Consider the following 13,626-nt stretch of genomic DNA (forward strand, 5'->3'; position numbering starts at 1 on the left):
AAAGATTAATTTAAACCTTATTGACGACTAGTTCAATACAATGTAGGGTTTATTTAATAATTTTATTACATGGTTATGAGGCTTGGTATGGATTTAGGATTTGCTAATAAGCGAGCAATAGTCACAGGTGGCAGTCGCGGTATTGGTCACGCTACGGCGCAAACACTTATTAATGAAGGGGCAGCAATTGCCACTTGTGCCCGGGGAGCCGATGCTTTAAATGCCGCACTCGCCAATTGGCGCGGACAAGGTGCAACGGCCTACGGTGCCAGTGTAGACGTGAGTGACCCCCAGGCATTTGGCCAGTGGTTTGAATCTGCTGTAGAGCAGCTCGGTGGTCTAGACGTGTTTGTATCTAATGTCACCAGTATGAACGAATATAGTGGTGAAGCGCGCTGGAAACAGGCCTTTGAGGCCGATTTAATGCAACATATTAGGGCCACCGAATTGGCGCTGCCACACTTGCGTAAAGGCAAGGATGCATCCATTGTGTATATCGCATCCATTGCCTCAATTATGAGTGCAAACATGCCAACTGAGACTGAATATGGGGCAATGAAGGCGGCGCTTATTTCTTACGCATCGCAACTAGCGCATAAGTTAGGCAAAGAAAATATTCGTGTCAACTTGCTTTCTCCGGGACCGATCTATCATGAAAATGGCTTTTGGCAAGGGGTAGAGAAACATAAACCCGACTTGTATAAGCGGGCTCAAGCCCTGTCGGTATTCAATCGTTTAGGCACGGCACAAGAAGTGGCAAACGCCACAGCCTTCTTGGCCAGTCCAGTTGCATCCAACATAACCGGGATAAATCTGCGTGTTGATGGCGGTACAATAAAGACTGTAAACTTTTAATTAACAAATAGTCACTAACAAAAGCCTTCAAGATATTTTATTAACACGTTGTTTATATTGATATTTTGAAGATTTTATTTTCATATTTAAACCACGCCTTTCGAATTAATTAACATTTCTGTAACTAAATAGATTGACTATTATACACTTTGTCAATAAATTAACCTTATTGACTCATTGTTTAGTAGTGGCCGAGATGGCTGCTGTCTGAATCTAATATCACCACACAAACACAATAACTGGGAGCCTATCATGCCAGCGAAAAACACTATAAAACCCATGCTGAGTATCATTGCCTTATTACCCTTTGCGTTTTCTGCACTTGCACAAGAAGTTGCGCAGGCAGTCAATAACACCGAAGAAGAAAATAATGGACTTGAAGTCATTGAAGTCACCGCGCAAAAACGTGTGACTTCATTACAAGATACGCCAATCGCCATTAGTGCTTTTAGTCGCACTATGTTAGACGATCAGAATATTGAAGATGCCTTGGATATTCAATTTGGCGTGCCCAATTTCACTGTCCCGGGCAACGGTGGTTATAGTGTGCGTGGTGTTGGTAACACTGCAATTTCCGCCACTGCCGATCCTGGTTTGGGGGTGCACGTTAACGGTGTATATGTCAGGTCAGGTGCTATCCAAAACGAATATTACGATTTGGAATCTATTGAAGTCTTACGGGGGCCGCAAGGAACCTTATTTGGCCGCAATACTACGTCTGGCGTGCTCAACTCAATTACCAGAAGACCCGACGATATTTTTGAAGCCCAGTTAACCACCGAAATTGCTACTTTTAATAGTTTAAGAACAAAAGGTTTCGTTAACATTCCCCTTAGTGACTCTGTTCTACAGCGCTTTGCTTTTAATACAGTAAAACGTGATGGTTACACCGAAAACCTCGCAGAAAATGTTGGATTCGACGAGCTTGATGGGCGAGACCAATGGTCTTTGCGCAGCTCAACCACTTTTGAATTTAGTGAAAAAGCGACTGGGTTTTTATTTGCCGAATATTTTCAAGAGAACAGTGACCGTAGTGTAGTGACAGGTGTTTTGTGTAAGTCAGACCCTGTTTTGGGCTGTGATAATAGTGAAACTCTGGCGAGTGAATTCCCTAATACTAGTCATACCGACGGTGCATTGGCCAATGGTGGTTTGTCTGGCCTGCTGGGCGCACTCGGTTACGGCTTACGTGACAACTTTTATAATACCAACCTAGATGGCTCTGTGCGCAGCAACCCAAGTGATCCGAGACAAGTGCGCATGGACACCCAACCCGAATATTACCGGGATGACCTCTTAGTATCATTTGAGTTCAATTACGAATTTGGTGATTATGTGTTTACCTCGGTCTCCGCTTATCATGATAGAGAAGGTGACGCCGAGCGAGATTTTGATAGCGCCGATGGTGCAAACGGCATGTTGACGGCACAAGCATTATTGTTACCTGGTGGTCGCACTGAACCCACTACACGACATAGCACGGTTCGCACAGATTATGCCGCAAGTACCCAAAAGAGTCAGGAGTTTAGAGTTGCTTCCTATCTAGATGGCCCCTTTAACTTTACCGCGGGTGCCTATTACTTTGACTATGAGGGTGAATCGTTGGTCAATTTCTATTTGCCCGAGTTAACTGGTCTGGCTGGCTATCTGGGTTTACCTGATGAACTAGCCTTCTTTAGCTTTCAATCACCATCAGTCACCACCACTTCCTGGGCGGTATTTAGTGAAGCGTATTATGACTTTAGCGAAGACCTGAAGTTAACCTTCGGTCTGCGATACACAGATGAAGAAAAAGGCGTGGTAACCCGTCAAGTTTCACCTCTTTCCTACTTAAATCCGGCCTTTGATCTTGAAGGTGCTATAGTAGAAGGTGAAAACGACTGGCAAGAAGTCACAGGTAAAATTGGCCTAAGCTATAACGCAGACTTTGACATGACCGAGGAAACCTTGTTTTTCGGCACCTTGTCTCGGGGTTACAAAGGCGGTGGCATAAACCCGGGTGGCAGTGGTGATTTCCCAACCTTTGATCCTGAATACATCAATTCACTTGAAGTGGGCACTAAAAACACTTTTTCCGGACGTACTTTCCAGGCCAATGTTACTGCTTTTATCTACCAATATGATGGCTTACAAGTAGGCGGGATACTAGGTGATGGCACCACCTTCAATACCAATGTTGATGCAGATGTAAAAGGTGCAGAGTTTGAATTTGTGGCTGCGCCAGTAGACGGTTTGCGGATAAATTTAAACCTTTCTTTACTCGACTCTGAAATCAACGAAGATTTCCTCACCTCCCCTGATATATCCTCACCCTCAGGCTCGGGTCCAGTGAATCTAAAAGGGAAAACATTGCAGTTCTCACCAGAAAGCTCAATTCAGTTTGGTATTCAATATACTCACGCATTGGATGAAAACTGGGAAATAGCCTACCGCGCGCAAACCTACTGGCAGGACCAGTATTACTCGCGCTTGTATAACATCGCCACGGATTTACAAGATAGCTGGCAGCAAACCGACTTAAGTGTCACGGTCCGAGACTTAGATGATGTCTGGGAGTTTGAAGCCTTTGTTAAGAATGCAGGTGATGAAGCGTCTATCACGAGCTTAGGTGTCGACAACTCAATTGTTGGACGTTACCGCACCCCGGTTTACCTTGACCCACGGACTTATGGTGTCCGTGTTACTTATCGCTTTGAATAACCTTTTAAATTAGTGTAGGAAATCCTGAACCGTGTTCTCAGGTACTTTTACCCCACCATTTGGTGGGGTTTTTTCAATGAGGAAAGCGTATGTTAGTTAAATTGTCTTTTTTAGCCCCACTATTAATGGCTATTTTAGTCACTACCAGTTGCAGCACGAAACTGACTAAGAATAAAGTTCTGATGAACCAAGAACAAGCGAATGATGCCCGCCAGCTAATTAGAGAAGCGGTCGACAGTAAAATTGTACCCGGCTTTGTAGCTCAGATTTATCAAGATAACCAATTAGTGTTTTCTGACACTTATGGATTTAGCAGTCTCGATCGCAACATTGCATTGCACCATAACGATTTATTTCGCATCTATTCCATGACCAAGCCGGTAACTGTTGTTGCAGCTCTAATTTTGCTTGAACAGGGCAAACTCAAATTAGATGATGAGGTTAGTCGTTATATACCAGAATTTAGCAACATACGTGTATTTAGCTCAGGCAAAGACAGACTATCAATGCGAACAGTTCCCCTTGAAAGTCCGATCACGATTAGACATCTGATGACGCATACTGCCGGATTTACTTATGGCTTGTACCCTGGTAATGCGGTTATGGAAGAGTATCTTTATAAAGGCATACCAACGGGCAGTGGTTCAGACAAAGCGCCGTTAAATGGTGAAAACCCAGTAGCTAGTTTGAAAGAATTTTCTCAACGTATTGCTGAGGCGCCAATCATGCATCAGCCAGGTAGCGATTGGACTTATGGTAACTCTATAGATGTACTGGGAAGGGTGGTAGAAGTAGCCTCTGGTAAGCGCTTAGCCACTTATATGCAAGAAGAAATTTTTTATCCTTTGGACATGACAGATACCAGTTTTATTGTTTCGGTAAATCAATCAAACAGATTTACTGATGCATTTGTATCCAAAGGAGGCAAACCGGCTCCCCAAGGCACCATTATAACACGTCAACAATATTGGCCTGAAAATGTAAGTTTGGTGACAGTAGATAGCGGACAAAAAAGCATTTATTCCAAGCAACGGGATATGGACTTTGGTGGTGCTGGCCTAGTGTCAACTATTGACGACTACGCAAAATTTAGTTTGATGTTGTTAAATAACGGCAGCTACAAGGGTCAAACTGTGATCTCACTTGAATCTGTTGCTGCGATCAGAGCCAATCATCTAACACCGGAAGCAATTAAAAACTCAGCATATGGAGAAAACGGCATATTGTTTGGACTCGGTGTGGGTATTATTGAAGACAATAGCCAGTTATCAGTTTGTATGCCCAAAGGAGGTTATTTTTGGGGGGGAGCAGCTTCAACTTACTTCTTTGTAGATCCACTCAACCATTCGACCATAATGTTGTTTACTCAGGTTTTCGGGGATCAGGTGCGTCCCGTTTGGGGGGAGTTGCTAAAACTAGTTTATGGCGAACCTGAACACACAGAAACAGGCATGAGTTGCAGCTAACAGCTTAGATTTATTTTGAATAAAGCCCCGTATAATGTTTGGGGCTCTTAAAGTAACAATCTGATCACATATTTAAGAACGCACTTCGCCATCGCCCATCACAATAAACTTTTCTGTTGTGAGAGATTCAGCGCCCATTGGCCCATAAGCATGTAATTTGCTGGTGGATATACCAATTTCTGCTCCTAACCCTAACTGACCGCCATCAGAGAAACGTGATGACGCATTGGCCATTACCACAGCTGAATTAACTCGGCGAATAAAGGCTTGGGTTTTTGAATAATCTTGGCTCACAATCACTTCTGTGTGGCCTGAACCATATTCTTCTATATGTTCAATGGCTTGGTCAAAATCAGCAACCACTTTCACCGCAATTTCCATCGCTAAGTATTCTGCATGCCAATCATCTTCGGTCGCTTTTTGTGCACCGCTGAAATATTCGATGCTGTTTTCACACCCATGAATAACAGTATTGTACTCAGCTAATAACAAAGCAGCTTTAGGTAAAAATGTCGCAGCAACATCTTGGTGTACCAGTAAGGTTTCTAGTGAATTGCACACCCCAGTTCGCTGGGTCTTGCCATTTTTAAGTATATTCAACGCCTTAATTTCATCAGCTGCACTGTCTACATATAAATGACACACCCCTTTGTAATGTTGGATGACGGGGATACGGCTATTTTCACAGACAAAACGAATTAGCCCTTCACCGCCTCTGGGTATAATTAAATCAATGGATTCATCTAGCGTCATCAACTCATTCATCACACCGCGGTCTGTATCGGGCACAACCACCACAGCGGCAGGGTCGAGTTGCTGTTTGGCCAAGGCCATTTCAATGCATTTGGCTAAAGCTAGATTTGAATGTATGGCTTCTTTACCGCCCCGTAAAATTACAGCATTACCCGCCTTTATACATAACGCAGCAGCATCGATAGTCACATTAGGTCGTGATTCGTAAATCATCGCAATGACGCCTAACGGAATACGCATTTTCCCAACCTGAATACCACTTGGCATACGTTGGATATTAGCAATATTGCCTACCGGATCAGCTTGACCTGCAATCTCAATCACGGCATCAGCAATGCTTTGAATTCTTTCAGGATCAAGCGCTAATCGGTCTAGCATGGCAGCGTCTAAGTTGTTTTCTTTAGCTGCGTTTAAGTCTTTAACATTAGCGACTAAAATGCTGTCAGTATTAGCTATGAGTGCTTGGGCGATATCAGTTAATAGCTGATTTTTTTGCTGCGCGGTTAAGTTAGCGACTTGACGAGCTGCCTTTTTGGCTTTTTGTGCTGCGTCGGCAATTGAAAAACTCATGTTGTTGATCCCTATATAAAAATTTTAATTCAAAGATTAGATATTTAAAGCAGCACTAAATCATCACGGTGGATAACGGTTTCACCCAAAGAGTAGCCCAACGTCGCTTCTATTTTTTGGCTGTTTAAACCCTTTATTGATATTAGATCAGTTGCGCTATACAAAACGATACCTTTAGCTATAGCGTTATCCTTATAGGTTATATTAACAGCTTCACCAGACAAAAACCGGCCACTAAGGTGGATAATGCCAGAAGGTAAAAGTGATGCACCGCTTTCTAACAACGCTTGTTTAGCACCTTGATCAATCTCGATAGACCCTTTCACTTTTAAGGTATGCCTTAACCAGTTGTCGCGAGCATTATCTAAACTCTTATTGGGTGTGAATAATGTCCCGGGCGAATGTCCTTTTGCCAACTCGTCAAATACCGATGGATCACGGCCATTGACTATCAATGTCTGAATTCCCGAGTCTACACATTTTTGCGCAGCCTGAAGTTTAGTGTGCATACCACCCGTACCCACATCGCTTCCCGCACCACCCGCTAATTGATAAATACTGTCATTAATAATGTTCACTTCAGGTATCAGCTTAGCAGTTGAGTGGCGTCTAGGATCAGCGTCATATAAACCATTGATGTCAGAACAAATAATTAATGTATCGGCTTCTACAACCAACGCGGTGTATGCGGCCAAGTTGTCATTGTCACCTACTTTTAGCTCGTCGATTGCTACCGTGTCATTTTCGTTGACTATAGGTAACGCATGGTTTTTTAGTAGTTCTCGTAAAGTATTTTTAATGTTTACGTAACGGGTACGGTTATGTAAATCGTCTGAGGTCAGCAATATTTGAGCGCAATCACAGTCAAACAATCTCGCCCAGTTAGCCATCATCTGGGTTTGCCCAATAGCCGCCATAGCTTGCTTTTCTGCGATAGAAGGGCGATGTTTATAGGCGATTTTACCCTTTCCAGCGGCAACACTGCCTGAAGAGACCAAAATCACTTCTTTTCCCTGTTTGCGGCTGTTGTTAATAAATCTTGCAATCGGAGCCAGAAATTCAGTGCTACACTGATTATTGGCAGGCGCAACCAAACTGCTCCCCACTTTAATCACTGCTCTTTTCCAACTAATAGTCGTCATTGTTCGCCCCATCATTCAATCTAATTAGATTACGATAAAACAGATGATTAACAAGCCATTGTAGTTATAAGCTATGGTCTAAAATTCAATTATTTATAAAATCATTCATACAAAAACAACGGTTATGAACGAAAATGCAAACAAAACGTTCTTAATACAGGTTAGTTCTGCAAAGAACTGTTTAGAAAATTAGAATAAAATAAAGATCAGTGAATAGATAAAAATAATAAAAGCGCCGTACTCACTTCATCTGACAACCAGGGAATACCATGTTTAAACAATTCATTACGATTGCCATGCTGTCGTTTGCGACTATTAGTTCAGCAAACGCCGCGATTAGCCAAACAAAAGGTGATTTTGAAGATAAGTTTCGTCAATTAGATGAATCTTTACCTACCCCTAATGTCTACCGCAACGCTGCAGGTGAGCCCGGCCATGAATACTGGCAACAGCAGGTAGATTATAAAATCAAAGCGAGGCTGGACGAAGAAAATCGTCGAATAGAAGCGAGCCAAGACATCACGTACCACAATAATTCGCCAGATACGCTCAAGTACCTTTGGGTGCAGTTAGATCAAAACAAATTTCGTAATGACTCAATGTCTGCCATGACGACTACTTTTGGTGGCATTGGCAATCGTGGGCCGGCAACGTCAACAGCCTCGAGTACTAAACCGGCGCAGCTTAGCTTGGGCGCATTACGTCGCCAACAGTTTACTGACGACAACGTGTTGGGCTACAACATTGCAGCAGTCAAAGATAAAAAGAACAAAAATCTTAAGCACACTATCGTGGGTACCAACATGCGTATCGACTTGCCTGTGCATCTAAAACCGGGTGAAAAAGTTACATTTTCTATCGACTTTGATTTTAGTATAGTTGAAGAAGATGCGGTATCGGCCCGTTCGGGTTACGAACATTTTCCTGATGACAAACGTGAGGGTGGTAACGATATATTTTTGTTAGCCCAATGGTTCCCTCGATTGCACGCCTATACAGATTATGAAGCTTGGACCAACAAAGAATTTATTGGACGTGGTGAGTTTACTTTGGAATTTGGTAACTACGACGTCGAATTAACAGTACCCGCCGACCATATAGTTAGCTCTACTGGTGCATTGCAAAACCCAAAAAACGTTTTGACATCGACACAACGCAAGCGCTTAAAAGAAGCTGAAAAAGCGGATCGGATCGTATTTGTCGTAACCGAAGAAGAAGCCCTAGAAAATGAAAAAGCAGGTACCGACAAATCTAAGACTTGGAAATTCAGTGCTAAAAATGTCAGGGACTTTGCATGGGCCTCATCACGTAAATTTATGTGGGATGCTCGCGGCCATCAACAAGGTGGTAACGATCAACCTCTGGTTATGGCCATGTCTTTTTATCCAAAAGAAGGTGGCGATTTATGGAAGAAATATTCTACTGAAGCGGTAATCCAAACCTTAGAAGTGTATAGCCGTTTTTCCTTTGATTATCCTTATCCAGTGGCGCAATCAGTCAACGGTCCTGTAGGTGGAATGGAGTATCCGATGATCACCTTCAATGGACCTCGAACTGAGTTGCAAGACGATGGTAGCCGTACCTATTCACAAGCAGAAAAACGTTTCTTAATTGGGGTGGTTATCCACGAAGTGGGGCATATTTATTTTCCTATGATCGTCAACTCAGATGAACGCCAATGGACTTGGATGGATGAAGGCCTCAACAGCTTTTTAGATGGTGTGGCGGGTCGTGAATGGGACCCGACTATTCCTTGGGGAGTAGAGCCTCGCGATATCGTCAGCTATATGAAATCTTCTAATCAAGTACCTATTATGACGCAGTCAGACAGCGTATTACGCTTAGGCCCGAATGCTTACACCAAACCTGCTGCCGCATTAAATATTTTGCGCGAAACTATTTTAGGACGCGAGTTATTCGATTTTGCCTTTAAAGAATACGCACAGCGCTGGAAATACAAACGCCCTACACCTTCAGACTTTTTCCGCACTATGGAAGAAGCCTCAGGGGTAGACTTAGATTGGTTCTGGCGCGGCTGGTTTTACAGCACTGATCATGTAGATATTTCCATAGATAAAATCTCAAAATTACGTTTGGATACTAAAGATCCTGATATTGACTTCAATCGTTTGCGCCAGGAAGAACTAGACAAACCTATGTCTTTTACAGATGAGCGTAACAAATCCGAAGGTAAAGAGCTTTGGGTAGAACGTTTTTCTGATATCACTGATTTTTATGACAACAATGATCGCTTTACGGTTACTAACAAAGAACGTAACAAATATAATAAATTCTTGAAAGACTTAAAACCTTGGGAAAAAGTGGCTTTTGAACGCGCGGTAAAAGAAGACAAAAACTATTATGTTTTGGAGTTTTCTAACAAAGGTGGTCTGGTTATGCCGATTATCTTAGAACTCACCTTTGCTGATGGCAGCACAGAAAATCAATATATCCCTGCTGAAATTTGGCGCCGAACGCCTAAAGCAGTTAATAAGATGATTATTACTGAAAAAGATAAAGAATTGGTAAGTGTCACTGTTGATCCGCGCTGGGAAACAGCCGACGTAGAGGTTAATAATAATCATTACCCACGGCAGATTATCCCGTCTCGTATCGAAGCGTATAAGTCTAAAAAACGTAAGGCCAAAGTTTATCGAGATATCATGCAAGATATCAAAACTGAGCTAAAAACAGACAGTGGCGGTGATAATGACGACAACCAGGACAATGATGAATAACATATCGAAATGGTTAGTAGGAACGCTGCTATTTGCAGCGTTCTTTGTTTCGGCTCATCAGCAAAAAACCGCTTTTAGCACTGTTTTGTTTAACCCTCGCTCTGAAAATATCGAAATCATGCACCGCTTTAGGGTGCACGACGCAGAACATGCAGTAAAGCAAATATTGGGTAAAGACGCGGATATCATTGACTCAAAAAAGACTCAAAACCAGTTTGGTAACTATGTTCATCAGCGCTTTAATTTGTTTGATAGTGCTCAGCAACACCTGCCACTAAAAATGGTGGGGGTCGAACTAGATGGTAAGTTTTTCTGGGTATATCAAGAAACCACACAACCGACCAAACTAGACAATATGACAATCCGTCATGACGCCTTACGTGATCTTTGGCCAGAGCAAGTCAATACCATTAATGTTGAAGGTAAAGGCAAACTACAAACATTGAGTTTTACCGATTCAGTCGAACTGCTAACACTCACATTTGAATACTGAATCATTACCTTGCAACAAAGCTGATCTAGATCAATATGGGCTAATGTTCATCACCTAAAATCACCTCAGTTATAATGTTATCTAACAGAAGTGAATCATTATGTGGGATTTAATACTGCACGACCCCGTGGCTTGGGGCTCTATTCTTGGTATAGGTATAATGGTAGTTATGGGGGGGTATTATGCGTATTTGTTTATCCATAATGCTAAAGATGATCTTTAAATTTTAACGTTTTATCTAACACAACCACCTAGTAAGGCTGCCCCATAGAAAAAGGCAGTGTACAAGCACGTTGCACAGACTCAGGATTACCTATCATCTCGTCGTAAGGCGATTCGTGTAACATTTGTGCGGCTAACACATTACAACCCTCAAACGCATCGCGGATAAATTGCGAGCTATGAAAACGTTTAGGGCTTTCACCTTCATAGACCAAACCTGTGTTACCACCTACTGTAAGCTTGACTAAGTATACGTTCATCTCGTATGAACACACGGTTAGCATCTCCACAGAGATAGATTGTGATTTAATATCCTTAATCCAAAATTTAGTTTGTTGCATAAACTTTGCTCTAAGCAAATTAATTATTATAATTCATATACGCCATAGGTAGTGAATCGGTTCAACTATAAACATCAGTATGTAGCTCTCAATAGAGATTTTACTAAGAGATAAGATACAGTTAATTAAATCAAGAGTGGCGATTATAACTACGGGGATATATTCCTAACGTTCTATTTTGTTGTTTTTTTACCGCCTCTATTCGAGACATATCGAATACCCTGTCACCTCACAAATAATGAAAACCCAACAATTTCTTTAGAACACCTAAGCAGCACCTACCCCAGATTTGAAACGTTATAAAAATTTAGCTAGGCACTTAAAACCGACTGACTAATCCTCATAACCCCAAGGCGCTGGGGGGGGTAATATAGGCTTGGTTAGATCAAAATCTACTCTAAACTCTCTTCCTTCTCGCACTAGACGATATGAAAACATTTCTGGGTAAATATAGATTTGCCAAGTATTAGTAATAGATTGCGGTAGTCCTTGGTGAGTAAATAATTCTTTTGAGTATTGGTCAACAGGAAAGGATTGGATTTGGTTGTAACCTGCGCCCTGTGTATGCCCACCATACATCGTCACAGGGTCATCGGTACCATCTTTAAGTCGGTGATCATGCTTTAGACTTAGACCACTACCCGTTTTTTTAATTATCCAAGTACGCGACGCATTGTCTCCCACATAGAATGGTATCTGTAATTCAGCTTGGTCGCACTTGCGTACAAACATGACTAATTTTTCTTCGAATGCAGAGCTTGGCTGGTTATCAACCACAACTTTTCCTTCAAAGGCTTTGTCGCAGTAATGTGCGATGCTAGAGAAAAAAGTATCATGCGTTGGTATAGATACTAAAGGAGCTTGCTTGGCAAAGGCCGCACTGCTGGAAAAAGTCAAAAAAACTAAGACCCATTGTTGTGTATTCATTTTTTTATTCTTCTCATTAGTATCTTGACTATTAACAGTGTGCTTGTTGTATGACACAGGCTCTCAAACTCAACACGACATAATAATGGTTTCAATTATTAGCTTCTGTCATTGGCACTGTTATAGTAAAAATGTCTGATCTTTTAAATAACAACAATGTGCAGTTAAACATTATACTTAGCCCTAATGCCCATTCAATCCATACCGGTAAGGTATACATCATTAGCGTTACCATAATTAGAGAGTATTTCACCCATTCTAAATATAAAGCTAGGGGGTTATTTTCCAAAACCAATCCAGCAGAAATACTGCCATAAAGAACAAACAATACCATCAGCACTTGCTCTGTTAGAGTAAAGGCAGAAACGTTCATCATCAGTGACAAGCCAACAAATACCACCAATAAATACTGTATTAAACTATAAAATTTATTGATTAGTGTCAGCGGAATATCAAATTTCCTAAATTGCGTCAGGTCAACCTTACTTAGAGGATAATTTTGTTCGACATCAGCAGGTCGCCAACCTGTGCGTTTGAACCAAATAAGTAGCTTATCTTGCCAATGCTTTGCATGCCAACAGTCTTTAATTAACTGCGAATAAACATGAATATTGGCCCACAAGGGATTCCAGCTTTTTAATGCTTTTCGAATACCATATATAGGTTTTTCTGCATCTAATTCTTCTTGGAAAGAACCAAACAGCCGATCCCAAAGAATAAACACGCCACCATAATTGCGATCTATATAAATTTGGTTTTGCGCATGATGTACACGGTGATTCGAAGGGGTCACAAACACCCATTCGTACCATCCCAATTTGGGAATATGCCGAGTATGCACCCAAAATTGATAGATGAGATTTAAAGAGCCGACTGTAATTAATACAAGGGGTTCAAAACCCAATATCGCCATGGGTAAGTAAAAAATCCAACTCAAAAAGCTACTGCCACTTTGTCGTAATGCTGTTGTCATATTATATTCTTCACTTGAATGGTGTACGACATGAGCAGCCCAAAAAATATTCATTTCGTGGCCAAAGCGGTGCTTCCAATAGTAGCAAAAATCATAAAGTACAAACGCAATCACCCATATCCACCAGCTCGATTCCATTTGAAACATAGCCAGATGATCATAAGCCACGACATAAATAGTTAGCGGGAATAACTGCTTAACAATACCCGTCATCCTACTCAACACACCCACAGTTAAGCTATTAACACTGTCGTTAACACGATAATAATCGGTGCCTTTATTTTTTTCTAACAACAGCTCGATAAAAATTAATAGGAAAAAGAACGGCACTGCATATAAAATAATATTCATACTGGTCCAACACGTCTTAAAGTAGGTAAAGCACATCTACAGTCTAATAGCCTCTTAAAGAACAGTCTAGATAAGAATACAGTTACAGTATTTTA

The 13,626-nt window shown here is 41.6% G+C and carries 11 protein-coding genes; 6 read left to right on the top strand and 5 right to left on the bottom strand.

What is annotated here, in order from left to right; all coding sequences use genetic code 11:
• The first annotated feature begins 87 nt into the window (after positions 1–87).
• The 3 genes from Q0Y52_RS05555 (at position 88) to Q0Y52_RS05565 (ending at position 5,021) form a co-directional block, all read left to right on the top strand.
• Positions 88–855: an SDR family oxidoreductase gene (locus tag Q0Y52_RS05555; RefSeq protein WP_297819061.1), complete on the top strand. Its 768-nt coding sequence runs from the start codon at positions 88–90 to the stop codon at positions 853–855.
• Positions 856–1,107: 252 nt separating this feature from the next.
• Entirely contained in the window at positions 1,108–3,555 is a 2,448-nt protein-coding gene (locus tag Q0Y52_RS05560; RefSeq protein ID WP_297819064.1) for a TonB-dependent receptor, read from the top strand.
• 89 nt (positions 3,556–3,644) lie between these two features.
• The gene (locus tag Q0Y52_RS05565; protein WP_297819067.1) at positions 3,645–5,021 is read left to right on the top strand and encodes a serine hydrolase; all 1,377 of its coding nucleotides are present in this window, start codon (positions 3,645–3,647) and stop codon (positions 5,019–5,021) included.
• A 72-nt stretch (positions 5,022–5,093) separates the two neighbouring features.
• Here Q0Y52_RS05565 and Q0Y52_RS05570 read toward each other — a convergent pair whose 3' ends face one another.
• Together Q0Y52_RS05570 and proB are read right to left on the bottom strand one after the other, a co-directional pair.
• A complete protein-coding gene (locus Q0Y52_RS05570; protein WP_297819070.1) occupies positions 5,094–6,344 on the bottom strand; it encodes a glutamate-5-semialdehyde dehydrogenase in 1,251 nt (416 codons plus the stop codon).
• Between the two features lie 44 nt (positions 6,345–6,388).
• On the bottom strand, positions 6,389–7,486 hold the full coding sequence (proB, locus tag Q0Y52_RS05575) for a glutamate 5-kinase (protein WP_297819073.1): 1,098 nt from the start codon (positions 7,484–7,486) through the stop codon (positions 6,389–6,391).
• 269 nt (positions 7,487–7,755) lie between these two features.
• Between proB and Q0Y52_RS05580 the strand changes: the two genes are divergently transcribed.
• From Q0Y52_RS05580 to Q0Y52_RS05590, 3 genes are all read left to right on the top strand, one after another.
• Positions 7,756–10,224: a M1 family metallopeptidase gene (locus tag Q0Y52_RS05580; RefSeq protein ID WP_297819077.1), complete on the top strand. Its 2,469-nt coding sequence runs from the start codon at positions 7,756–7,758 to the stop codon at positions 10,222–10,224.
• Positions 10,217–10,717, top strand: a complete 501-nt coding sequence (locus Q0Y52_RS05585) for a DUF6702 family protein (RefSeq protein WP_297819080.1) — start codon at positions 10,217–10,219, stop codon at positions 10,715–10,717. Before Q0Y52_RS05580 ends, Q0Y52_RS05585 begins: the two co-directional genes overlap by 8 nt.
• Before the next feature lie 100 nt (positions 10,718–10,817).
• Positions 10,818–10,940, top strand: coding sequence for a DUF3149 domain-containing protein (locus Q0Y52_RS05590; protein ID WP_271863415.1), 123 nt, complete (start codon positions 10,818–10,820; stop codon positions 10,938–10,940).
• A gap of 28 nt (positions 10,941–10,968) precedes the next feature.
• Here Q0Y52_RS05590 and Q0Y52_RS05595 read toward each other — a convergent pair whose 3' ends face one another.
• From Q0Y52_RS05595 to Q0Y52_RS05605, 3 genes are all read right to left on the bottom strand, one after another.
• Complete coding sequence (locus Q0Y52_RS05595) at positions 10,969–11,280, bottom strand: DUF6482 family protein (protein ID WP_297819082.1); 312 nt, start codon at positions 11,278–11,280, stop codon at positions 10,969–10,971.
• A gap of 333 nt (positions 11,281–11,613) precedes the next feature.
• A complete protein-coding gene (locus Q0Y52_RS05600) occupies positions 11,614–12,207 on the bottom strand; it encodes a hypothetical protein (protein WP_297819084.1) in 594 nt (197 codons plus the stop codon).
• A gap of 91 nt (positions 12,208–12,298) precedes the next feature.
• Positions 12,299–13,531, bottom strand: a complete 1,233-nt coding sequence (locus Q0Y52_RS05605; RefSeq protein WP_297819087.1) for a sterol desaturase family protein — start codon at positions 13,529–13,531, stop codon at positions 12,299–12,301.
• Between the last annotated feature and the right edge of the window lie 95 nt (positions 13,532–13,626).

It is taken from the genome of uncultured Paraglaciecola sp. (assembly GCF_943787955.1).
Lineage (GTDB): Bacteria > Pseudomonadota > Gammaproteobacteria > Enterobacterales > Alteromonadaceae > Paraglaciecola.

Coding starts and splice junctions, on each gene's coding strand:
- Q0Y52_RS05585 (WP_297819080.1), top strand. CDS start 10,217: ATGAATAACATATCGAAATGGTTAGTAGGAACGCTGCTATTTGCAGCG.
- Q0Y52_RS05590 (WP_271863415.1), top strand. CDS start 10,818: ATGTGGGATTTAATACTGCACGACCCCGTGGCTTGGGGCTCTATTCTT.
- Q0Y52_RS05580 (WP_297819077.1), top strand. CDS start 7,756: ATGTTTAAACAATTCATTACGATTGCCATGCTGTCGTTTGCGACTATT.
- Q0Y52_RS05605 (WP_297819087.1), bottom strand. CDS start 13,531: ATGAATATTATTTTATATGCAGTGCCGTTCTTTTTCCTATTAATTTTT.
- Q0Y52_RS05595 (WP_297819082.1), bottom strand. CDS start 11,280: ATGCAACAAACTAAATTTTGGATTAAGGATATTAAATCACAATCTATC.
- Q0Y52_RS05600 (WP_297819084.1), bottom strand. CDS start 12,207: ATGAATACACAACAATGGGTCTTAGTTTTTTTGACTTTTTCCAGCAGT.
- Q0Y52_RS05570 (WP_297819070.1), bottom strand. CDS start 6,344: ATGAGTTTTTCAATTGCCGACGCAGCACAAAAAGCCAAAAAGGCAGCT.
- Q0Y52_RS05555 (WP_297819061.1), top strand. CDS start 88: ATGGATTTAGGATTTGCTAATAAGCGAGCAATAGTCACAGGTGGCAGT.
- proB (WP_297819073.1), bottom strand. CDS start 7,486: ATGACGACTATTAGTTGGAAAAGAGCAGTGATTAAAGTGGGGAGCAGT.
- Q0Y52_RS05565 (WP_297819067.1), top strand. CDS start 3,645: ATGTTAGTTAAATTGTCTTTTTTAGCCCCACTATTAATGGCTATTTTA.
- Q0Y52_RS05560 (WP_297819064.1), top strand. CDS start 1,108: ATGCCAGCGAAAAACACTATAAAACCCATGCTGAGTATCATTGCCTTA.